Raw genomic sequence first — 21,799 nt, 5'->3', positions numbered from 1 at the left:
TAGTCCTAGCGACCCAGCACCACCGTCCCCGACGAGCAGAACCAGCCCCCCGTCCCGGACGCCACCGCCAGCCCCGGCGCCGAACCGTCCCGGCGCAGGACCTGCCGTGCGCCGGCCTCCCCGCGCAGCTGCCGTACGGCCTCCACCAGCAGGAACAGTCCCCGCATGCCAGGGTGTTGGGCGGACAGACCGCCGCCGTCCGTGTTCACCGGCAGGTCGCCGCCCTCGACCGTCAGCCGTCCCTTCTCCACGAAGGAGCCTCCCTCGCCCTTCCCGCAGAACCCGAGGTCCTCCAGCGTCACCAGCGTCATGTAGGTGAACGCGTCGTAGATCTCGGCGAGTTCGATCTCCTCGGGTCGTACGCCCGCCCGCTCGAAGGCCAGCCGCCCGCTCACCGCGGCCGGGGACACCGTGAAGTCGGGCCACTCGGACATGCTGACGTGCGAGACGAACTCCCCGGTGCCGAGCACCCAGACGGGCGCGGTACGGCAGTCGCGTACGTACTCCTCGGCCACGAGCAGTACCGCCGCGCCGCCGTCGGAGCGGATGCAGCAGTGCAGCTTGGTGAAGGGGTCCGCGATCATCGGTCCCGACAGGACGTCGTCGACGGTGATCGGGTCGCGGAACATCGCCTCCGGGTTGAGGGCGGCGTTCGCCCGGGCCTGGACCGCGACCTGCGCCAACTGCTCGATGGTCGTGCCGTGTTCGATCATGTGGCGGCGGGCCGCCATCGCGTACTTGGCGATCAGGGTGTGCCCGTACGGCACCTCGAACTGGAGCGGGCCGCGGGCGCCGAAGGAGAGGGTGCCGGTGCGGCGGCCCTCCTTGATGTCGGCGCGGGCCGTGGAGCCGTAGACGAGCAGGACGGCGTTCGCGTGTCCTGCGGCGATCGCGTCGGCCGCGTGCGCCGCCATGACCTCCCAGGTGGAGCCGCCGACCGAGGTCGAGTCGACCCAGGTGGGGCGCAGGCCCAGGTACTCGGCGATCTCGGCGGGCGCGAGGGTGCCGGTGCCGGCCGAGGCCAGGCCGTCGACCAGTGCGCGGTCCAGGCCCGCGTCGGCGAGGGCTCGGCGGGCCGCCTGGGCGTGCAGGGCGTAGGGGGTGGTGCCGTCCACGCGGCCGCAGTCGGCCAGGGCCACGCCGGTGATCGCGACTTTCCGGCTCCCGGGGGGCATGAGGGCCTCCTGCCTCTGGGCATCTGGTGCGGGCGCTCCTAATATGACGGACCGTCAGATCGGGAGGGAAGAGGAAGAGCCATGGACGCTCGCTTCACCGCCGAACAGGACGGGATCCGGCTCGCGTTGCGGGAACTGCTGCGGAAGCGGTGCGGGCCCGGGGAGTCGAGGAGCGCGGCCGACACGCCGGCCGGCTACGACCCCGAGCTGTGGACGGCCCTCGCGCAGCGGCTGGGACTGCCCGGGCTGGCGCTTCCCGAGCGGTACGGCGGGGTGGGGTGCTCGGCCACCGAACTGGCGCTGGCCTGCGAGGAGACGGGCCGGGTGCTGGCGGCCACCCCCCTGTTGGGCACGTCGGTCCTCGTGGCCCCCCTGGTACTGGCCCTGGGCACGGACGCCCAACGCGCGGACCTGCTGCCACGGATCGCCGCGGGCGCCTTGACCGCGACCTTGGCCGTGCCACCGGGGGCGGCACTCGCCCTGACCGACGACAACCAGGGCGACTGGGCCGGCGGTGGACGAGCGGGCGGGGTCCAGGCCCGCCCTCTGCGCAGCGCTGACGGCAGCACCGCCCCCGGACCGCGCCCGACGGGACGCTCGACGGCGACCGCGGGGGAGCGGCCGACGACCGCGCCCCTGGCGGGTGCCACCTCGGCTGGACGGTCGTCCGCGTCCCCGGCGGGCGCCGCGCGTGGAGGGTCGGGCGCGGCTTCGGCTGGACGGTCGGCTGCCGTGGCGGCGGAGCGACGGCCGGGCGCGCCCCTGGCGGGTGCCACCCCGGCTGGACGGCCGTCCGCGTCCCCGGCGGGCGCCGCCCCCGGCGTCCCGGGAGTCGCCCCTGCGGAACGGCCGACCGCAGTCGTGACGCGGCAGCCGAAGGCCGCGCCGGAGCCACCGGCGACCGCGCCGGAGCGGCCTGCCGCCGGGGCAGCCCCGCGTCCGGGCCGCTGGCGGCTCTTCGGGCAGGTCGATCAGGTTCTCGACGGGCACAGTGCCGACCTGCTCCTGGTGGCGGCCCATGCCGGAGGGTTCGCCCGCTCCCGCACCCTGCTCTTCCTCGTCCCCGGTGACACCCCGGGACTCGTCCGCACCCGGCAGACCGCCCTCGACGCCACCCGCCCCCAGGCCCGTGTCCAACTCCGGGACGTGGAGGCCGAACTGCTCGGCGAGGACGGGGCCGACGTCCTCGGGGCCCTCGCCCGCACGGGGGACACCGCCGCCGCCGTCCTCGCCTGCGAGGCCGTCGGGGCCGCCGACCGGGTGCTGGAGACGACCGTCGAGTACGTCAAGCAGCGCGAGCAGTTCGGGCGGGCGATCGGGTCGTTCCAGGCGGTCAAGCACCGGCTCGCCGATGTGTACGTCCAGCTCCAGGCGGCCCGTTCCGCGGCCTACTTCGCCGCCTGGGCCGCCGTGCACGACGAGCAGCGGGTCGGAGGGCTGGCCCTCGCCCAGGCTCTCGAAGCCCTGCGGACCGCCGCCGCCGAGGGGATCCAGCTGCACGGGGGCATCGGGTTCACCTGGGAGCACGAGCCGCAGCGGTACTTCAAGCGGGCCGCCGCCGACGAGCTGCTCTTCGGGCCGGCGCACCGGCTGCGGGCGCACGCCGCCGACGCGGCACGGCTCTTCGACCGGGCGGAGGTGTCGGTGTGATCGGGGCGAGGGTGGTGCAGAAGGTGTCGTCCACGCGCGGCTTCGCCAAGGTCGCGCCGCATGTGATCCCGGCCCTGGACCGGGCCGTGCACCGGATCACCCGGGGGCGGGTCCTGCTCAGCGCGCAGATGCTGCCCGGGGTCGTCCTCACCTCGACGGGGGCGCGGAGCGGGCTGCCCCGGCGGACCCCGCTCGCCTGCATGCCCGAGGAGCCCGGCCGTACCTGGATCCTCATCGGCTCCAACTTCGGCCGCGAGGGCCACCCCGCCTGGACCGCCAACCTCCTGGCCCACCCCGACGCCGAGGTCAGCTGGAAGGGCGCGGACATCCCGGTCACGGCGACCTTGCTGACGGGGCGGGAGCGGGCGGCCGTATGGAAGACCGCGCTGGCCTTCTGGCCGCCGTACGCCACCTACCAGGCGCGGATCGAGCGGGAGATACGGCTCTTCAGGATCGTCCGCAGCTGATCGCGGACGCACGACGGGCGGCCGTCCACCCGTGTGAACAGCCGCCCGCCAGACAGGACTCGAAACGGGGACGCTACTTCGTCGGCTTCTTGCCCGTCACGCCCAGGTGCACCAACAGCGCCAGATTCGGCTTGAGTTCGGCCTGCTTGACGCCCCAGCTCTGAAAGCCCTTCTGGTGCGAGGCCACCGCCGCGAGCATCGCGACGAGCGAGCCGGCGATCGCCGCGGGGTTGACGTCCTTGTCGACCCTGCCCTTGGACTGGAGCTCGGCGACCGCGTCCGCGAGGGAGTTGTTCACCGAGTTGAGGATCTTCATACGGATCTTGTAGAAGCGCTTGTCGCCCTCGGCGGCCCCGAGGTCGACCACGCGCAGGATCGCGTCGTTCTTGCGCCAGAACTCCAGGAAACCCTCCACGAGTTCCTGCGCGGTCTGCCAGCCCGCCTTGCCGACCCACGACCGGCCGTCGAGCAACTGTGTCAACTGGCCGCCTTCGGTGGCCATTTGCTCGGCGACCTCCAGGACGGCGCCTTCGACGTCCGGGAAGTACTGGTAGAAGGTCGCGGGTGAAGTGCCCGCCTTCCGGGCGACATCGATGACTTTGACGTCCCGGTAAGGGGAGGAGCTGAGCATCTCGCTGAGGCAGTCGAGCAGCTTCTGCCGGGTCGCCTGCCCACGCCGGCCGGCCACGCGGCCGTCGACGGTACGCACTTGTCCTGTCATGCCGTCAGCTTACCGAGGGGTGATCGGAGCGCGATTCGGCCGACTGCAAATGGGGTGCACGAGGTGCGGGAGACGGGTGTGCCTGGTCCTGCGGGGTGCGTGCGTCGCCGTTACTTTGACGGTATGGCCGAAAACAGGGCATCCGCAGACGGAACGGGTTACGGCGAGGGCGTCCCCTGCTGGGTGGACGCGCAGCTGCCCGACGTGGCCGCCGGGAAGCGGTTCTACGGTGAGCTCTTCGGGTGGACCTTCGAGGACCGGCCGGACGCCCGGGACGGTTCGGTGTGGGCCCACCACAAGGGCCGCGCCGTCGCCTCCCTTGCCCGCAAGGCGGACGGCCGCATGCCCACCGTGTGGACGGTCTATTTCGCCACCCCGGACATCGAGGGCCTCGCCGACCGGATCTGGGCGGCCGGCGGACAGGTCGTCACCGCGCCCGTGCCGGTGGGAGAGCTGGGCACGTCCGCCCTGGTCACCGACCCGGAGGGGGCCGTCTTCGGCCTCTGGGAGCCGGGCAGCCACCCCGGCTTCGGCGCCCGGCACGAGCCCGGCACCTTCGCCTGGGCCGAGCTGTACGCGCGCGACACCGAGGCCGCCAACACCTTCTACGGCGGGCTCTTCCACGACGCCCTCTTCGGCGCCGGGGCCCACCCCGACTTCGGCCGCGCCGCCGTCTTCGACGTCTTCCCCGCGGAGATGCCGCCCCACTTCCTCGTGCACTTCGCTGTCGAGGACTGCGAGAGCGTGCTCGGGACGGTCGCCCGGCTCGGCGGACGGGTCCAGGCGCCGCCATTCGAGACGTCGTACGGAAAAGTGGCCGTCGTCACCGACAATCAGGGGGCGTCGTTCGCCATCCTGGAACCATCGGAGCGGTAGAAGTTCCGCTTTGATGTGAGACATCCCATTTGACCCTGGGTTCGCCACCAGGCCTCCGGCCAGGAAGAATCAGGGTCGCGTGCCGCCATGGCGGTGCGGTGGTGAGACGCTGCACGGGGTCGCGTACATATGTGGTGGCGCGGCTTGTACGGGGAGGTGGCAGGCAGAGTGGTGGATCAGCTGACGCAGCACGATCCGCGCAGGATCGGGCCGTTCGAGGTGCTGGGACGGCTCGGGGCCGGCGGCATGGGGCTGGTCTATCTCGCGCGTTCGGCGTCGGGCCGGCGCGTGGCGATCAAGACGGTCCGGACGGAGCTCGCCGAGGACCAGCTCTTCCGCGTGCGCTTCACCCGCGAGGTGGAGGCGGCCCGGGCGGTCTCCGGGTTCTACACGGCGGCCGTGGTCGACGCCGACCCGCGCGCCGCCGTGCCGTGGCTGGCCACCGCGTACGTCCCCGCGCCCTCCCTCGAGGAGATAGTGAACGAGTGCGGGCCGCTCCCGGCCCAGGCGGTGCGCTGGCTCGCGGCGGGCGTCGCCGAGGCCCTCCAGTCCATCCACGGCGCCGGCCTTGTCCACCGTGACCTCAAGCCCTCCAACGTCCTGGTGGTCGAGGACGGTCCCCGGGTGATCGACTTCGGTATCGCGTCCGGCGTCTCGAACACCCGTTTGACGATGACGAACGTGGCCGTCGGCACCCCCGCCTACATGTCGCCCGAGCAGGCCAAGGACTCCCGTAGCGTCACCGGCGCCAGCGACGTCTTCTCGCTCGGCTCCATGCTGGTCTTCGCCGCCACCGGCCACCCGCCCTTCCACGGCGCCAACCCGGTCGAGACGGTCTTCATGCTGCTGCGCGAGGGCCCCGACCTCGAAGGCCTCCCGGACGAGCTGCGTCCGCTCATCGAGTCCTGTATGCAGATGGAGGCCACCGGGCGTCCCAACCCGGCCGACCTCCAGGCCCAGCTGGCGCCCCACCTCTTCGGCTCCGGCTCCGACGACAGCGGTACGGCGTCGGCGTGGCTGCCCGAGAAGGCCGTCGCGCTGATCGAGTCGCGCCGCGGCGGACGCCCGGCGCCCACGCAGCCCGGCGCCGGTGGCCGCCCCGCCGCCGTACCGCCGCCGCCCTCCTACGACCCGGCGCCGCCCGCCCCCGTGCCGGTGGGCGCCCCCGACACCGGCCCCGTCCGCCTCGCCGGCGCCCAGGTGCCCATCGGGCCCGGACCGCGTGTCGCCGACGCCCGGGCCGCCGCCGTGAAGGCGCCCCCGCCGGAGGCCGGCCTGGTCGCCTCCTGGTCCCGGCCGCGCCCCGGCGTCAACGGCACCGACGCCGCCGTGGGCCCGGCCGTACCGGCACCCCCGCCCGCGCCGCCGGAGAACGCGGGCGGCTGGCGGCCCTGGCGGTTCCGCATGTCCAACGACGTGTGGGGCACCCCGGCCGTCGCCGGGGACCTCGTCTACGTCACCTCCTTCGAGGTGCACGCCCTGGACGTCGGCACCGGCCGCCGCCGCTTCAAGACGCGGGACGTGGCCTGGTCGATGGCGGTCGCGGACGGCCGTATCCACGCCTCCGACGGTCCCACGCTCTTCGCCCTCGACGCCCGCGAGGGCGCCGACCAGTGGCGGATCAGCACGGACGCCTGGGTGTACTCCCTCAAGGCCGAGCGCGGCACGGTCATCACCGGCACGCGCGGCGGTGGCGTCCAGGCGTGGGACGCCTCGGGCGGGCAGAAGCTGTGGGAGGTGGCCGGCTGCCAGACCGACTTCGAGTCCCCCGAGGCCGGACCCGCGCTCCACGAGGGCACGGTCTACGTCTGGCAGGAGGGCCGGCTGCGGGCCCTGGACGCCCGCACCGGCAAGGAGCGCTGGGCGTTCCCCATCGGCGACGCGGCCTCCTGCGGCGGGGTGCCGGTCCGGGTGACCCAGGCCCACGACGGGTTCGTGTACATCTCGGCGGGGACGCGGGTCATGGCCCTGGACGTGGCGAGCGGGCGGGTGCGCTGGCACTTCGAGGCCCCGGCGGTCTTCCTGTGCCCGCCGACCTTCGTGCCGGGCCCCGCGGTGACGGGCGGCGGGGTGTACCTCGCCGACTACCTCGGCACGGTGTACGCCCTCGACGCGGCCGACGGCCGCGACCGCTGGCGCATCGCCACCGAGGCCCGGGCATCGGTCGAGCCGGTGCTGGTGGCCGGCGGCCATGTCCATGTGGGCAGCGGCAAGGGCCTGTACACGCTGGACGCCGTCACGGGCACGCCGAAGTGGCGGTTCCAGGCCGGCGGGGACATCGTGGGAGCGCCCGCGGTCGCCGAGGGCCGTATCCACTTCGGGTCCACGGACCATCTGCTCTACACCCTGAAGGCCGACGACGGCCGTCTGCGCTGGAAGCTCGCGACCGGCGGCGAGATCACCGGCTCGCCGGTGGTCAAGGACGGGGTCGTGTACGCGTGCAGCAAGGACCGGTGCGTGTACGCGCTGGACGCGGAGAAGGGGACGGGGACGGCCCGGACCACCTAGCGTTCCGCCGTTAGAGTGATCACATGCATACACGGGGGCGCGTTCTCAAGTTCACGGCTGTGTCGGTGCTGGTGGTCCTGTCGCTGACGGGATTCTCCACCGGCCACGGTCACAGCAGCGGTCGGCACAAGAGCAAGGGCAGGAGCAGCAGCGACAGTGGCGGCGGGTGCAGCAGCTCCCGCCAGAACCACGACAGCTACACGCCCCGCACCACCAGCGATCGCGGCAGCTCCACCCGCAGCTCCGCGCTCCAGGACGGCACCGCGCTGGTGGTGAGCTGCGCGACCGAGGCGACCCCTTACGCGACGGTCGAGGTCACCAACCCGAACAGCCGCCGGGCCACCTTCGAGGTCGAGTTCGCTTTCCAGGACGCGACCGGCCGGGCGCTGGACTCCGCGGTCAAGCAGGTCTCGGTGCCCGCGAGGGGCAGCTCGAACGTCCAGGTGAAGGCGGGTCGGGCCGTCATCGCGAAGCTCGACCACTGCCGGGTCGAGCCGGAAGCCGACCTGGTGCGCTGACCGTCAGTCCCGCAGCCCGGTCAGGAAGTCGACGAGGGCCGCGTTCACCTCGTCGGGCCGCTCCTGCTGGGTCCAGTGGCCGCAGCCCGGCAGCAGGACCGGGTCGCGCACCAGGTTCGGCATCAACTCCGGCAGGCGCTCGATCAGTTCCGGGGTGCCCGGGAACGCGGGGACCAGGTCCCGGTCGCCGTACAGGTAGAGCGCGGGCGGGGTGAGCCTCGCGCCGTGCCAGGGCGCGGTCAGCTCCCAGTTGCGGTCCAGGTTGCGGTACCAGTTGAGGGCGCCGGTGAAGCCCTTGGCGTAGCTCTCGGTGAGTTCGTCGAGGTCCTGCTCGGTGAGCCAGCCGGGCAGCACCTCCGGCTCGGGCATGTCCGCGAGCCAGCCGCGCTCCAGGTCGGTCACCAGCGCCTGCTCGTAGCGTCCGGCGCCCTCGCCGTCGCCGGACGCGCCGACCAGCAGCCTGCGCAGCGCGGAACGGGGGTCCGCGCCGAACTCGGCGTCGGCGACCCCGGGCAGGTTGAAGTAGTTCCAGTAGAAGTGGCCGCCGAACCGCTCCCGCATGACCTGGAGCGGCGGCCGTTCACCCCGGAACGGCGGCGGGACGCTCAGCCCGGCCACCCCGCGCACCACGTCGGGCCGCAGCAGCGCGGTGTGCCACGCGACCGGCGCTCCCCAGTCGTGCCCGACGACGAACGCCCGCTCCTCGCCCAGCGCGTGGACGAGCCCGACGACATCGCCGACCAGGTGGAGGATGCTGTACGCCGACACGTCCTCGGGATGGTCGCTGGCGCCGTATCCGCGCTGGTCGGGCGCGACCACCCGAAAGCCCGCGGCGGCCAGCGGGCCGAACTGGTGGCGCCAGGAGTGCCAGGACTCCGGAAAGCCGTGCAGCAGCACGACGAGCGGCCCCTCGCCCTCCTCCGCGATGTGCAGTCGTATCCCGTTCACGTCGACCGTGCGATGTTCCACCATGGGGTGAGCCTACGTCTGCACAGGGAAACTACATTGCTAACGCAATCTGAATCCGGGCTGCCGGGAACGGAACAGTTCGGCCTGCCGGTCCGGCCGCAGGTTCCCGAGCGCGATGAGGTGCGGCGCCTGCGCGAACCCCCGCTGCACGGCGGCCTCCTTGGCGGCCCAGAGCGCGCGGACCGTGCCCTGCACCCCTTCTGTCGGATACCCGGCGATGATCCCGGCGGCGGCGGTCGCGGCCGCCAACGCCCTGCCAGGGCCGGTGAGTTCGGTGACGAGCCCGATGGCGTGGGCGCGCTCGGCGGAGAGCCGTTCCGCCGTCCCCATCAGTGCCGTGCGCGCGGCCTCCCCGTGCGGCATGAGTTGCGCCATGAGTACCGCCTCGTAGGCGCTGACCATGCCGTAGGTGGTGTGCGGGTCGAAGAAGGTGGCGGAGGGGTCGGCGACGAGGAAGTCGCACTCGCCGAGGAGGTAGAAGGCGCCCCCGCAGGCCATCCCGTTCACCGCCGCGAGGACCGGCTTCCAGAGGTCGTTGGACTTGGGTCCGACCTGGAGCAGCGGGTCGTCCGCCATGTAGGGGGAGCCGGGCTGCGGAACCTCGGCGTCCCGGTCGAGGCCGGTGCAGAAGGCCCGTTCTCCCGCACCGGTCAGGACCACGGCCCGGACGGAGTCGTCGAAGCGCAACTGCCGCCAGGCTGCGACGAGTTCGTCCCGCATCTCCAGATCGACGGCGTTCAGCCGGTGCGGGCGGTCGAGGGTGACGACGGCGACACCGGTGTCCTTGTCGGTGGCGACCCGCAGGCCGCTCACGCCGGCACCCACTGCGGAAGCCCGTCGGAGAACACCACGTGGACCCGGGCGCCGATGCGGATCCGGCCCGGATCAAGGGAGTTGAGGGCCGCCCCGGCCGTGGCGACCAGATTGCCCACCAGACGTATCCGGGGAGCCTCCTCCAGCTCGACCACGATCACGTTGTACGGCGCCTGCGCCGCGTAGTCGGGCAGGAGGGGCGGGTGGGGGACGACGTAGGACCAGATGCGGCCGCGCCCGGAGACCGGACGCCACTCGTCCGCGAAGGACTGGCAGTGCGGGCAGCAGGGGCGGGGCGGGAAGCGGAGTTCGCCGCAGTCGGCGCAGGCCTGGACGCGCAGTTCGCCCCGGGCGGCGTACTGCCAGAAAGGGGCGCCCGTGGCGTCTTTCACCGGTTCGAGCATGTCAGCTCCTGTTGGTCAGCAGCAGGGCGGAGGTGGGAACGCCCTCGCCGGCGGTGACGAGGCAGGTCGCGGCGTCCGGCACCTGGGCGGTGCTGGTCCCGCGCAGTTGCCGTACGCCCTCGTCGATGAGGTTGAAGCCGTGCACGTAGGCCTCGGACAGCCCCCCGCCGCTGGTGTTGACCGGCAGCCGTCCGCCGATCTCCAGGGCGCCGCCCTCCGTGAAGGCGCCGCCCTCTCCGCGGCCGCAGAAGCCGTAGCCCTCCAGGGAGAGCGGGACGAGGGAGGTGAACGCGTCGTAGATCTGGGCCACGTCGACGTCCTGCGGGGTGAAGTCGGCGTGTTTCCACAGGTGCCGGGCGGCGGTCCAGGCGGGGCCGGTGAGCGGGTCGTCGTTCCAGTAGTTGACCATGCCGTGGTGCTGGGCGGGCAGGCCCTGGGCGGCGGAGTGGACGTAGACGGGGGTGGTCGGGCAGTCCCGCGCGCGCTCCCGGCTGACCAGCACGCAGGCCAACGCCCCGTCGGTCTCCAGGCAGTTGTCGAAGAGGCACAGGGGCTCGCTGATCCAGCGGGAGGTCATGTACATCTCGCGGGTCAGGGGGCGGTCGTACATGATCGCGGCTGGGTTCTGATTGGCGCGGTTGCGGCAGGCGAGGGCGACGTTGAAGAGGTGGTCGCGGGTGGCGCCGTACTCGTGCATGTAGCGGCGGGTGAGCATGGCGATCTCGTCCGCGGGACGGAGCAGGCCGAAGGGTCTCGTCCACTGGGCGGGAGTGGGGAGCTGGACGGTCGTGTTGGTCCAGGGGCGGGGCCCGGACCCGCGCTTCCGTGACCGCCAGGCGACCCCGACCGTGGCCTGGCCGCTCGCGATGGCCGCCGCGAGATGGGCGACCGTCGCGCACGAACCGCCGCCGCCGTAACCGACCTTGCTGAAGAAGGTGAGGTCGCCGAGGCCGACGGCCTTCGCCAGCTCGACCTCGTCCGTCTCCTCCATGGTGTACGAGGCCAGGGCGTCGACCTCGCCCGGGGCGATGCCGGCGTCGTCGAGGGCGGCGAGCACGGCCCGGCAGGCCAGGGTTCTCTCGTCCTCGGCGAGGTTCTTGGCGAAGGGGGTCCGTCCGATACCCACGATCGCCGTGGCGTCCTTGAGGGTCACGCTGCACGCACCTCCGCACGCTGTGAGGCCTGCTGACAGCCCGTCAGGCTACAGCTAATCTGACGGGTAGTCAGCTAACGTGTTTCCGCTTTCGGGGAGGCCGATGTGGAGTGGCGCAGCATCCCGGAGCTGGTCGGCTGGGCGGCGGAGCGGTACGCCGCCACGGAGGCGGTCGTGGAGGGCCGCAACCGGGTCACGTACGCCGAGTTGGGCGCCCGCGTGGAGCGGGCGGCGGCGGCGTGCCTCGCGAACGACGTGCGGCCGGGCGACCGGGTGGCCGTCTGGGCCCCCAACACCCTGGACTGGATGGTCTCGGCGCTGGGCGCGGTGTCCGTGGGCGCGGTCCTGGTGCCCCTCAACACCCGCTTCAAGGGCACCGAGGCCGCCGACGTGCTGCGCAGGAGCGGGACCCGGCTGCTGTTCGTCACCGGGACCTTCCTCGGCACCTCGTACGTGGCGTCCCTGCGCAGGGCGGTCGCGGAGGGCCCAGGGCTGCCGGACCTGGAGCAGGTGGTGGTGCTGTCGGACGACGCCCCCGCCGACTACCGCACCTGGAAGGACTTCCTGGCGAGCGGGGACGGGGTGGGGGCGGCGGAGGTGCGGGCCCGCGCGGACTCCGTGACCCCGGACCGGCCCTCGGACATCGTGTTCACCTCCGGGACCACGGGCCGCCCCAAAGGCGCGGTGATCACCCACGAGCAGACGCTGCGAGCGTACGAAGTCTGGTGCGAACTGGCCGGGTTGCGGCACGGCGACCGCTATCTGATCGTCAACCCCTTCTTCCACACCTTCGGTTACAAGGCCGGGGTGATCGCCTGTCTGATGCGGGGCGCGACGATGATCCCGCAGCCGGTGTTCGACGTGGACACCGTGCTGGCGAACATCGCGGCGGAACGGGTCTCGGTGCTGCCCGGCCCGCCGACCCTCCACCAGTCGCTCCTCGACCATCCGGCACGGGACGCCCACGACCTGTCCGCCCTGCGCCTGGTGGTGACCGGAGCGGCGGTGGTGCCCCTGCGACTGGTCGAGCAACTGCACGGCGAGCTGGGCGTGGAGACGGTCCTGACCGCGTACGGCCTCTCGGAGGCGAGCGGCATCGTGACGATGTGCAGGCGGGGCGACCCGCTGCCGGTGATCGCGTCGACGTCAGGACGGGCCATCCCCGGGACGGAGGTGCGGGTGGAGGCGCCGCCCGGGGAGCCCGGCGAGGTCCTGGTCCGCGGCTTCAACGTGATGCGCGGCTACTACGAGGACGCGGCGGCCACCGAGGAGGCGGTGACCGAGGACGGCTGGCTGCGCACGGGCGACATCGGCGTCCTGGACGCGGCGGGCAACCTGCGGATCACCGACCGGCTGAAGGACATGTTCATCGTCGGCGGCTTCAACGCGTACCCGGCGGAGATCGAGCAACTGATCGGCCTGCACCCGGCGGTGGCCGACGTGGCGGTCGTCGGCGTGCCCGACGCACGGCTCGGCGAGGTGGGCAAGGCGTACGTGGTCCGCCGCCCGGCCTCGACCCTGACCGCCGACGACCTGATCGCCTGGGCCCGCCGGGAGATGGCGAACTACAAGGTGCCGAGGACGGTGGAGTTCGTGACGCGGCTGCCGCGGAACGCGAGCGGGAAGGTGGTCAAGGGAGAGCTGCGCCGGTCCTGAGCTCGATTGTCACTGTCGATCGACCACTACGACCGCTCCAGCCCGACCCCGCAGGCCCCGCCCCACCGCTGGTAGCTGGTGCCGGCTTTCAGCTGCTGCGGGGCGGTGTGAGCTTGTCGAGGTCCAGGTTGATCCCGAAAGGCACCGGGCGCTGGAGAGTGCCCCGGAAAATTCCGGCCGGCGCGTATGTACCCGCGTGACGAGGTGGCCGTGCCACCAACTCTGGGGCGACACCATGAAGACGAGGGCTCCGTCGATGAGCTCGGTGTGACGGGGTGCCTCGGGGAGGCGGTCCAGGTCCTCCGCGAACCAGCCTTCCGCGCGTGGCGGGCGCATCCAGTCGGGTAGTGCGGTCATGAGCCAACCCTAGCGATTGTGACCGTAAAGAGGGGCCCACGTGCTGCTGCTCCATATCGGCGAGCCGATGCGGGGCGAGCTGCGCCAATGTGGACGCGGTGGACGCGGTGGCGCTGGGGTGGGTGCCGAGCAGCGGGCGGAGACCAAGACGGTCTGGTGCGAGGTGCGCCGATCGAGGCGCGCGGCCCCGGACACGCCTCGGCCGCGACGGCTCCCCCTCCGCGCCGCCGCGGCCGATCCCCGTGCGAGGAGAAGTCCTGGGTCAGGCCTTCTCGTCCGTGGCGTGGTTGTCGAGCGGCTTGACCGTGCCGTCCGTCGTGCCGGCGGCCAGGGTGACGACCTTCTCGGCGCCCGTGGCGTGGTTGTCGAGCGGCTTGACCGTGTCCTCGGTCCCCGTGGCGTGGTTGTCGAGCGGCTTGACGGTGCCGTCCTGCTTCTCGGTTTCACTCATGGGTGGTGACTCTCCCGTTCGATGATGGGCCAGGCCGCCCGGCGACTCCCCCGAGGGCCGCCGGGCGGGCGTGTCAGGGTCGGTAACCCTAGCGATGGAGACCACCGCTGACCCGTCTGCCCCCCGACGCGACGGATCGACAGGGACGAGTCTGCCGGGCGGCGATAAACGAACGATGAACGTCGCTCCGCCCTACGTCCTACACGGTGGCCGACGGCGCGAGCAGGAGCCGAACGTCGGCGGCCTCCGGCGAGTCCAGCTGCTCGAAGATGCCGAGCGCCTCCTGCCAGCACGCCTGAGCCCGGCCGGGCTGCCCGAGCCCGCTGAGGGCGCGGCCGAGGACCGTCAGGACGTTGCCGCGCCGCCACTCGCCGCCGATGCCCCGCAGCACGGCGAGGGCCTGCTCGGTGAGGGCGGCGGTCTGCGCGGGCCGGTGGCCGGCGAGGTGTGCCTCGGCGAGCCGGAAGAGCGTCATGCCCTCCCACAGCCGCTGCCGGCTGTCCCGGAAGACCTCCAGTGCCTCCGTCAGCCGGTCCACGGCGGCGTCCAGCCTTCCCTGCCCGGTGAGCGCCAGACCCAGCGCGTAGCGGCCGTTCGCGCCGCGCAGCGTGTGCCCCAGCCGGTCGTAGATGACGATTCCCTGATGGGCGAGCTCCACCGCGCTGGTGCTCCGCCCCATGGCCAGGTGTATCCGGGAGAGGTTGCACAGCGCGCTGGCCTCGCCCGCGAGGTTCCGGTCGCGCCGGAAGCTCTCGATGGCCTCCTTCAGGTACGCCTCGCCCTCCGGGTGGCGCCCCTGGTAGAGCGCGATGATGCCCCGGTCGTTGGCGGCCCAGCAGCTGGGCGCCAGGTCGTCCGCCGCGCGGGCGAGCTCCATGGCAAGCCGGGCCTCCGCGTCCGCCTGCTCGAAGCGGCCGGCGACGAGATGGACGTTGGTCAGGGTGGTGAGCGCACGCGCGCGGCTGCGCGGGTCGTCCGCCGCGTCGGCCGCGTCCCGCAGCGCGACGGCGGCGACCTCGTACTGCTTCGCGTTGGCCCCCGACTCGGCCAGGTCCTTCGCCACCCACAGCAGGTCCACCGCGCGCCGCAGGAGGGTCCCCTTGGCGCACTGCTGGACGAAGGCGAGCAGCGCGTTGGCCTCCGCGTACAGCCAGTCCTGGGCGGTGTGGCGGTCCTGGAAGGCCAGCCCGGGGTAGCGGATCTCCTCCAGGTGCTCCACCAGCCGGTCGCCGGGCCGCTCGATGGCGTACACGGCCGCCGCGGTCGCGAGATAGAAGTCCAGCAGCCGCGACAGCGCGGCCTCCCGCTCGCTCGGCGGCCACTCGTCGCGTTCGGCGCACGCACGCGCGTAGAGCCGTACGAGATCGTGGAACCGGTAGCGGCCGGGCGCCGCCGACTCCAGCAGCGAGGTGTCGACCAGGGCCTCCAGGAGGTCCTCGGTGTCCTCGACGGGCAGATCGAGTACGGCCGCGGCGGCGGCCAGCGAGATGTCCGGGCCGTCGGCGAGGCCCAGCAGCCGGAAGGCGCGGGCCTGGGCGGGCTCCAGCTGGCCGTAGCCGAGTTCGAAGGTGGCCTTCACGGCGAGGTCGCCGGCCTGGAGTTCGTCGAGGCGACGGCGTTCGTCGGCGAGCTTCGCCGCGAGGACGGACACCGTCCAGGTGCGGCGGGCCGCCAGGCGGGAGGCGGCGATACGGATGGCGAGCGGGAGGAAGCCGCAGGCGGCGACCACGTCGAGGGCGGCCTTGCGCTCGGCGGCGACCCGCTCCTCGCCGACGATCCGGGTGAACAGCTGGAGTGCCTCGTCGGGGGACATGACGTCCAGGTCGACCAGGTGGGCGCCGGCGAGGTCGACCATCCGGACCCGGGAGGTCACGAGGGCCGCGCAGCCCTCCGTGCCCGGCAGCAGGGGCCGTATCTGGGCCGCGTCGCGCGCGTTGTCGAGCAGGACCAGGACCCGGCGGCCGTCCAGGACCGAGCGGTACAGGGCGGCCCGTTCCTCCAGGGAGTCGGGGATCGCGGAGTCGGCGGTGCCGAGGGCTCTGAGGAAGGCGCCGAGGACCGTCTCCGGGTCGGCGGCCCGGGCGCCGGCGCCCTGGAGGTCGACGTAGAGCTGCCCGTCGGGGAAGGCGGGGCGGGTCTGGTGGGCCACGTGCACGGCCAGCGTGGTCTTGCCGACGCCGCCGATGCCGGCGAGTGCGGAGACCGCCATCACCCGGCCCTCGGAGCCGGAGGCGAGCACCTCGCTCAGTTCGGTGACGAAGGCGGCGCGGCCGGTGAAGTCCGGGACCGTGGCCGGGAGCTGGGCGGGACGGACGGGGGCGGCGACCGGTTCGGGCTGCGGGGAGGAGGGTTCCGCGAGGCCGGGGTCGGCCCGGAGGATGCGCTGCTGGAGCTCGCGCAGACCGGGGCGGGGGTCGACACCGAGTTCGTCGGCGAGCAGGCGGCGGGTGTCGGTGTAGACCGCGAGGGCCTCCGCCTGCCGGCCGCTGCGGTAGAGGGCGAGCATGAGGAGTTCCCTGAGCCGCTCGCGCAGCGGGTGCTCGGCGGTGAGGGCGGTGAGCTCGGAGACCGCCTCCGCGTGGCAGCCCTGCTCCAGGTCCATGTCGAGGCGGGATTCGAGGAGTTGCAGCCGCCACTCCTCCAGCCGCACGCGCTGTGCCTCGGCGTACGGCCCCGGCACGCCCGCGAGCACCTCGCCGTCCCACAGGCCCAGCGCCCGGGTCAGGGCGTCCCGCGCGTGGCACAGGTCCCCGGCGCTCCTGGCCTTCTCCGCCCCGGTGGCGAGTTCCTGCGCGGCGGCGAGGTCCAGCGCGTCCTCGCCGAGCCCGCGGATCGCGTAGCCGCCGGACTCGCTGACCAGGATGCCCGGGTCGAGGATCTTGCGGAGCCGGGAGGCGTACGTGCGCACCGCGGCCAGGGCCTGCTCCGGGGGCTCCTCGCCCCACAGGGCGGAGATCAGCTCGGCGGCGGTCGCGGTACGGCCCTCACGCAGCAACAGGGCGGCGAGCAGGGCGCGTTGCTGGGGCGACCCGGTGTTCAGCAACTCCTCACCCCGCCAGGCACGCACTGGCCCGAGCACAGAGAAGCGCAGGGGTGGGGGGTTGGTGTGCTGCTCGGCCCCGGTCGTGGGGTTCGCGTGTTGCCCGGCTCCCGTTCTGGGGCTTGTGTCTTGCCGGGCTCCGGTCACGGGGCTCGGGCGCTGCCCAACTCCCGCCGCTGGGCTCGTGTCCTGCCCGGCTCCGGCCGTAGGACCGTTGCCCTGCGCGGCTCCGGTGGCGGGGCTCGTGTGTTGCTCGGATCCGGCCGTGGAGCCTGTGTCCTGCCCGGCTCCCGCCGTAGAACCGTTGCCCTGCTCGGCCCCGGTGGCGGAGCTCGCGTGCTGCTCGGATCCGGCCGTGGAGTTCGGGTGCTGCCCTGCTCCGGCCGCGAGGCTCGCGTGCTGCCCAACTCCCCCCGCAGGGCTCGCGTGCTGCCCCGCTCCCGTCGCAGCGCCGACGTCCTGTCCCGCGCCCGCTCCCGTCTCAGCGCCGACGTCCTGTCCCGCGCCCGCTCCCGTCTCAGCGCCGACGTCCTGTCCCGCGCCCGCTCCCGTCTCAGCGCCGACGTCCTGTCCCGCCCCCGCTCCCGTCGCGGAGCCCACGTCCTGCCCGGCCCCCGCCGAGGAGCCGGGACGCCTCTGCTCCGGCACCCGCGGTGCACCGTCCATCGCCGTCCCCCTAGGGCCTGTCTGCAACCCCGTCAGTTTGCCTTGTCCATGGCGGATGCGTCAGCTGTGGAGAGCCTGATCACAGATGGACGCGCGGGATATCACAAGGCCCTCACTCCCTCTTCGCACACGTCCGCACACGAACCGTCGCCATCGGCCCTCGTCCACGGAGCTGACGGGTCGTCAGATCGGCGCTACCGTGAGCGCCATGGAGACCACGACGGCACTTCCGAAGATCATCTCCGTCGACGACCACACGGTGGAGCCTCCCGACGTCTGGCAGAACCGGCTCCCGAAGAAGTACCTCGACACCGGCCCCCGCACGGTCCGCGCCCCGCTCAAGGAGATCAGCTTCCTCGGCGGCCGCTTCAAGCCCGAAATGGGCGCCCCGGGCGACGACGGGCCCCTCGGCGACTGGTGGCTCTACGAGGGACTCCAGCGCCCCCTCACCCGCCTCGACACCGCGGTCGGCTACAGCAGGGACGAGATCAAGCTGGAGATCATCACCTACGAACAGATGCGCCCCGGCTCCTACGACGTCCCGCAGCGCCTCGCCGACATGGACGTCAACCACGTCCAGTCGGCCGTCTGCTTCCCGACCTTCCCGCGTTTCTGCGGCCAGACCTTCACCGAGGCCAAGGACCACGAACTGGGCCTGCTGTGCGTCCAGGCCTACAACGACTGGATGGTGGAGGAGTGGTGCGGGCCCGACGCGCAGGGCCGCCTCATACCGCTCACCCTGATCCCGCTCTGGGACGCCGAGTTGGCGGCCGCCGAGGTCCGGCGCAACGCCGCCCGCGGGGTGCGGGCCGTCGCCTTCTCCGAGATACCCCCGCACCTGGGCCTGCCCTCCGTCCACTCCGACGACTGGGACCCCTTCCTCGCCGCCTGCGCCGAGACGGGCACGGTGATCGCGATGCACATCGGCTCCAGCAGCCGGATGCCCTCCACCTCCGCCGACGCCCCGCCCGCCGTCGGTTCCACCATCACCTTCGCCAACTGCTGCTTCTCGATGGTCGACTGGCTGATGAGCGGCAAGTTCGAGCGCTTCCCGAACCTCAAGGTGATGTACGCGGAAGGGCAGATCGGCTGGATCCCGTACATCCTCGAACGCGCCGACGTCGTCTGGGAGGAGAACCGCGGCTGGGGCGGCGTCGCCGACAAGGTCCACCGCCCGCCGTCAGAACTCTTCACCGAGCACGTCTACGGCTGCTTCTTCGACGACGCCTTCGGCCTGAAGAACCTTGACTCCATCGGCGTCGGCAACGTCCTCTACGAGACCGACTACCCGCACTCCGACTCCACCTGGCCCAAGTCCCGCGAGGTCGGCGAGGCCCAGATGGGACACCTGGACGCCGACGTCGTGGAGCGGATCGTCCGCGGCAACGCCATCGACCTGCTCGGCCTCACCCCGGACGGACTCTGGGGCGGACCGCGGTGATGGAGTACGGCATCCAGCTCCCCGTCCAGTCCCAGAGCACGATCTACGCCGAGCCCTGGGAGGCCGGCGCCGGTCCCCAGGACCTCGTCGAGGTGGCCCGGGCCGCCGACCGCGCCGGGTTCGCGTACATCGCCGCCTGCGACCACGTGGCGATCCCGCGCCGCCTCGCCCCCGCGATGAGCACGGTCTGGTACGACCCGGTCGCCACCCTCGCCCATCTGGCGGCCGTGACCGAACGGGTGCGGCTGCTCAGCCACGTGGCGGTGGTCGGGCTGCGGCACCCCCTGCTCACCGCCAAGCAGTACGCCACCCTCGACCATCTCGGCGGCGGGCGGCTGATCCTCGGGGTCGGCGCGGGGCACGTCCAGGAGGAGTTCGAGGCGCTCGGGGTCGACTTCGCCGGACGCGGGGCCGTCCTCGACGAGTCGATCGACGCCCTGCGCAAGGCCCTCGGCCCCGAGGAGTTCCCCGAACACCACGGCAAGCTCTACGACTTCGCGGACCTCGGCCAGCGCCCACGGCCCGCACAGGCGCACGTCCCGGTGTGGGTCGGGGGTTCCTCCCCGGCCGCCGTTCGCCGGGCCGCCCTCAAGGGCGACGGCTGGCTGCCGCAGGGCGATCCCCGGGACCGGCTGCCCGCACAGATCGAGCGGATACGGCGGCTGCGGGCACAGGCGGGTCTCGAAGGGCCGTTCACCGTCGGGGCCATCGCCGAGCCGCTGCACCTCGGCACGCCCGCGTGGGATGTCGGTCGCCGGACGCTGAGCGGCACGCCCGACGAACTCGCCGAGTCCCTGCGCGCCTACCGCGCGATGGGCGTGGACCAGATCCAGGTGCGGTTCCGCAGCCGCGACCGTGCCGAACTCGTCGACCAGATCTCGGCGTTCGGCGCCGACATCGCCCCCCACCTCTGAGGAGTCACCGCATGGGAAAGCTGGACGGACGTGTCGTGCTCGTCACCGGCGCGGCGCGCGGGCAGGGGGAGCAGGAGGCCCGGCTGTTCCGGGCGGAGGGCGCCGAGGTCGTCGTAGGGGATGTGCTCGACGAGCAGGGCAAGGCGCTCGCCGAGGAGATCGGGGCGCTGTACGTGCACCTGGAGGTGAGCCAGGAGGCGGACTGGCAGCGGGCGGTGGAGTCCGTCGTCGAGGAGTACGGGCGGGTCGACGGGCTCGTCAACAACGCGGGCATCCTGCGCTTCAACAACCTCCTGGACACGCCTCTCGCGGAGTTCATGCAGGTGTTGCAGGTCAACCAGGTCGGCTGCTTCCTCGGCATCAAGGCCGTCGGGCCGGTGATGACCGACGGGGGCACGATCGTGAACACCGCCTCCTACACCGGGGTGACCGGGATGGCGGGCGTGGGCGCCTACGCGGCCTCCAAGCACGCGATCCTCGGGCTCACCCGGGTCGCCGCACTGGAGCTCGCGCCGCGCGGGATCCGGGTCAACGCCATGTGTCCCGGGGCCGTCGACACCGCGATGTCCAACCCGGCGGTCCTGGACCCCTCGGCGGACGCGTCGGAGGCCTCCCGGGGGCTCGACCGGTTCTACCGCAAGCTCGTACCGCTCGGCCGGATCGGGCGGCCTCAGGAGGTGGCGGCGCTCGCGCTGTTCCTGTCCTCCGCCGACTCCTCGTACATCACCGGCCAGCCGTTCGTGATCGACGGCGGCTGGCTCGCCGGGGTCTCCGTCATCTGACCGGCCATCAGGTATTGACCCTGTGTGCGCCCGGTGCCACAGTCGGCGGCAGATCAGCAATCTGACGGAGTGTCAGAAACAGGAGTGTCAGAGACAGACTGGGGACGGTGAACCTCCTTGGAATTCGGGCTCTTTGTACAGGGATACGTGGGCAAGCGCGCCGAGACCGACCCGCTGGCCGAGCACAAGGCGCTGATGGAGGAGACCGAGTACGTCATCCAGGCGGACCGGTCCGGCTTCAAGTACGCCTGGGCGTCCGAGCACCACTTCCTGGAGGAGTACTCGCACCTCTCCGCCAACGACGTCTTCCTCGGCTACCTCGCGCACGCCACCGACCGCATCCACCTCGGCTCCGGGATCTTCAACCCGCTCGCCCAGGTCAACCACCCCGTGAAGGTCGCCGAGAAGGTCGCCATGCTCGACCATCTCACCGAGAACCGCTTCGAGTTCGGCAGCGGGCGCGGGGCCGGATCGCACGAGATCCTCGGGTTCATACCCGGGGTGACCGACATGAACTACACCAAGGAGATCTGGGAAGAGACCATCGCGGAGTTCCCGAAGATGTGGCTCCAGGACGAGTACGCGGGCTTCCAGGGCAAGCACTGGCGGCTGCCGCCCCGGAAGATCCTGCCGAAGCCGTACGGGAAGTCGCACCCCGCGATGTGGTACGCCGCCGGGTCGCCGCCGTCGTACGCCATGGCGGCGAAGAAGGGGCTCGGGGTGCTCGGCTTCAGCGTGCAGAAGGTCTCCGACATGGAGTGGGTGCTGGAGCAGTACAAGACGGCCGTCGTGAACGCCGAGCCGATCGGGGACTTCGTCAACGACAACGTGATGGTGACGACCACGGCGATCTGCGCGCCGACGCACGCCGAGGCGATCGAGATCGCCGTGCGCGGGGAACTGCACTATCTGCCGTCCCTGGTCTTCCGCTACCACGACACCTTCCCGCGGCCCGAGGGATTCCCCGTGTGGCCGGAGACGCTGCCCGAGTACACCGCCGAGTTCGTCGAACTCCTCATCGAGGAGGAGCTGCTGATCTGCGGCGACCCCGACGAGGTGGCCCGGCAGTGCAAGCGCTGGGAGCAGGCCGGGGCGGACCAGCTGAGCTTCGGGCTGCCGGTGGGGGTGCCGAAGGAGGAGACCCTCCAGACGATCCGGCTCATCGGAGAGCACGTGATTCCGAAGATCGACACGGATCCGGTGCATCGGACGACCCGGTTCCGCGAATCCGTTTGAGG

The 21,799-nt window shown here is 72.4% G+C and carries 18 protein-coding genes and 1 pseudogene; 10 read left to right on the top strand and 9 right to left on the bottom strand.

The window, feature by feature from the left end:
• Positions 1 to 5: 5 nt before the first annotated feature.
• Positions 6 to 1,175 carry a thiolase C-terminal domain-containing protein gene (locus tag H293_RS0131075; RefSeq protein ID WP_020121726.1) on the bottom strand — a complete coding sequence of 390 codons (1,170 nt, stop codon included), beginning with the start codon at positions 1,173 to 1,175 and terminating at the stop codon, positions 6 to 8.
• An 81-nt stretch (positions 1,176 to 1,256) separates the two neighbouring features.
• Between H293_RS0131075 and H293_RS0131070 the strand changes: the two genes are divergently transcribed.
• Together H293_RS0131070 and H293_RS0131065 are read left to right on the top strand one after the other, a co-directional pair.
• Positions 1,257 to 2,825, top strand: a complete 1,569-nt coding sequence (locus tag H293_RS0131070) for an acyl-CoA dehydrogenase family protein (RefSeq protein WP_020121725.1) — start codon at positions 1,257 to 1,259, stop codon at positions 2,823 to 2,825.
• Positions 2,822 to 3,292 carry a nitroreductase/quinone reductase family protein gene (locus tag H293_RS0131065; protein WP_020121724.1) on the top strand — a complete coding sequence of 157 codons (471 nt, stop codon included), beginning with the start codon at positions 2,822 to 2,824 and terminating at the stop codon, positions 3,290 to 3,292. The genes H293_RS0131070 and H293_RS0131065 overlap by 4 nt, the downstream gene beginning before the upstream one ends.
• 73 nt (positions 3,293 to 3,365) lie before the next feature.
• On the opposite strand, the gene H293_RS0131060 is transcribed toward H293_RS0131065, so the two are convergent.
• Positions 3,366 to 4,001, bottom strand: a complete 636-nt coding sequence (locus tag H293_RS0131060; protein ID WP_020121723.1) for a TetR family transcriptional regulator — start codon at positions 3,999 to 4,001, stop codon at positions 3,366 to 3,368.
• A 135-nt stretch (positions 4,002 to 4,136) separates the two neighbouring features.
• Between H293_RS0131060 and kbpA the strand changes: the two genes are divergently transcribed.
• The 3 genes from kbpA (at position 4,137) to H293_RS0131045 (ending at position 7,915) form a co-directional block, all read left to right on the top strand.
• Complete coding sequence (gene kbpA, locus H293_RS0131055; RefSeq protein ID WP_078612703.1) at positions 4,137 to 4,889, top strand: AfsK-binding protein KbpA; 753 nt, start codon at positions 4,137 to 4,139, stop codon at positions 4,887 to 4,889.
• A 168-nt stretch (positions 4,890 to 5,057) separates the two neighbouring features.
• Entirely contained in the window at positions 5,058 to 7,397 is a 2,340-nt protein-coding gene (locus H293_RS0131050; protein ID WP_020121721.1) for a serine/threonine-protein kinase, read from the top strand.
• Between the two features lie 23 nt (positions 7,398 to 7,420).
• Positions 7,421 to 7,915, top strand: coding sequence for a hypothetical protein (locus tag H293_RS0131045; protein ID WP_028808347.1), 495 nt, complete (start codon positions 7,421 to 7,423; stop codon positions 7,913 to 7,915).
• Positions 7,916 to 7,918: 3 nt separating this feature from the next.
• Here the strand turns inward: H293_RS0131045 and H293_RS0131040 are convergent, their stop codons facing one another.
• The 4 genes from H293_RS0131040 to H293_RS0131025 are packed head-to-tail and all read right to left on the bottom strand — an operon-like array spanning position 7,919 to position 11,254.
• Entirely contained in the window at positions 7,919 to 8,887 is a 969-nt protein-coding gene (locus tag H293_RS0131040) for an alpha/beta fold hydrolase (protein WP_020121719.1), read from the bottom strand.
• Between the two features lie 36 nt (positions 8,888 to 8,923).
• Entirely contained in the window at positions 8,924 to 9,709 is a 786-nt protein-coding gene (locus tag H293_RS0131035) for an enoyl-CoA hydratase/isomerase family protein (protein ID WP_020121718.1), read from the bottom strand.
• Positions 9,694 to 10,101 carry a Zn-ribbon domain-containing OB-fold protein gene (locus tag H293_RS0131030; protein WP_020121717.1) on the bottom strand — a complete coding sequence of 136 codons (408 nt, stop codon included), beginning with the start codon at positions 10,099 to 10,101 and terminating at the stop codon, positions 9,694 to 9,696. Before H293_RS0131030 ends, H293_RS0131035 begins: the two co-directional genes overlap by 16 nt.
• A gap of 1 nt (position 10,102) precedes the next feature.
• Positions 10,103 to 11,254 (bottom strand): lipid-transfer protein, encoded by a 1,152-nt coding sequence (locus H293_RS0131025; protein ID WP_020121716.1) that lies wholly within the window; start codon positions 11,252 to 11,254, stop codon positions 10,103 to 10,105.
• Positions 11,255 to 11,359: 105 nt separating this feature from the next.
• Here H293_RS0131025 and H293_RS0131020 point away from each other — a divergent pair, with 105 nt between their 5' ends.
• A complete protein-coding gene (locus tag H293_RS0131020) occupies positions 11,360 to 12,910 on the top strand; it encodes a FadD3 family acyl-CoA ligase (protein WP_020121715.1) in 1,551 nt (516 codons plus the stop codon).
• 195 nt (positions 12,911 to 13,105) lie between these two features.
• On the opposite strand, the pseudogene H293_RS61725 reads toward H293_RS0131020, so the two are convergent.
• The 3 genes and pseudogenes from H293_RS61725 to afsR form a co-directional block, all read right to left on the bottom strand.
• Positions 13,106 to 13,267: pseudogene (locus H293_RS61725) on the bottom strand (Uma2 family endonuclease); the annotation flags it as partial.
• Positions 13,268 to 13,529: 262 nt separating this feature from the next.
• The gene (locus tag H293_RS0131015; RefSeq protein ID WP_007382754.1) at positions 13,530 to 13,718 is read right to left on the bottom strand and encodes a hypothetical protein; all 189 of its coding nucleotides are present in this window, start codon (positions 13,716 to 13,718) and stop codon (positions 13,530 to 13,532) included.
• Positions 13,719 to 13,917: 199 nt separating this feature from the next.
• On the bottom strand, positions 13,918 to 17,424 hold the full coding sequence (gene afsR / locus H293_RS50295) for an SARP-family global regulator AfsR (RefSeq protein ID WP_259294565.1): 3,507 nt from the start codon (positions 17,422 to 17,424) through the stop codon (positions 13,918 to 13,920).
• A 208-nt stretch (positions 17,425 to 17,632) separates the two neighbouring features.
• On the opposite strand from afsR, the gene H293_RS0131005 reads away from it, so the two are divergent.
• The 4 genes from H293_RS0131005 (at position 17,633) to H293_RS0130990 (ending at position 21,797) form a co-directional block, all read left to right on the top strand.
• Positions 17,633 to 18,865 (top strand): amidohydrolase family protein, encoded by a 1,233-nt coding sequence (locus H293_RS0131005; protein ID WP_259294564.1) that lies wholly within the window; start codon positions 17,633 to 17,635, stop codon positions 18,863 to 18,865.
• Positions 18,865 to 19,779, top strand: a complete 915-nt coding sequence (locus H293_RS0131000; RefSeq protein ID WP_020121712.1) for an LLM class F420-dependent oxidoreductase — start codon at positions 18,865 to 18,867, stop codon at positions 19,777 to 19,779. The genes H293_RS0131005 and H293_RS0131000 overlap by 1 nt, the downstream gene beginning before the upstream one ends.
• 11 nt (positions 19,780 to 19,790) lie before the next feature.
• The gene (locus H293_RS0130995) at positions 19,791 to 20,561 is read left to right on the top strand and encodes an SDR family NAD(P)-dependent oxidoreductase (protein WP_020121711.1); all 771 of its coding nucleotides are present in this window, start codon (positions 19,791 to 19,793) and stop codon (positions 20,559 to 20,561) included.
• Between the two features lie 117 nt (positions 20,562 to 20,678).
• Complete coding sequence (locus tag H293_RS0130990; RefSeq protein ID WP_078612701.1) at positions 20,679 to 21,797, top strand: LLM class flavin-dependent oxidoreductase; 1,119 nt, start codon at positions 20,679 to 20,681, stop codon at positions 21,795 to 21,797.
• The last annotated feature ends 2 nt before the right edge of the window (positions 21,798 to 21,799 follow it).

The organism is Streptomyces canus 299MFChir4.1 (genome assembly GCF_000383615.1).
Lineage (GTDB): Bacteria > Actinomycetota > Actinomycetes > Streptomycetales > Streptomycetaceae > Streptomyces > Streptomyces canus_C.
Note: the sequence above shows the minus strand (reverse complement) of the source record. Positions and strands in the feature narration are given on the sequence as shown.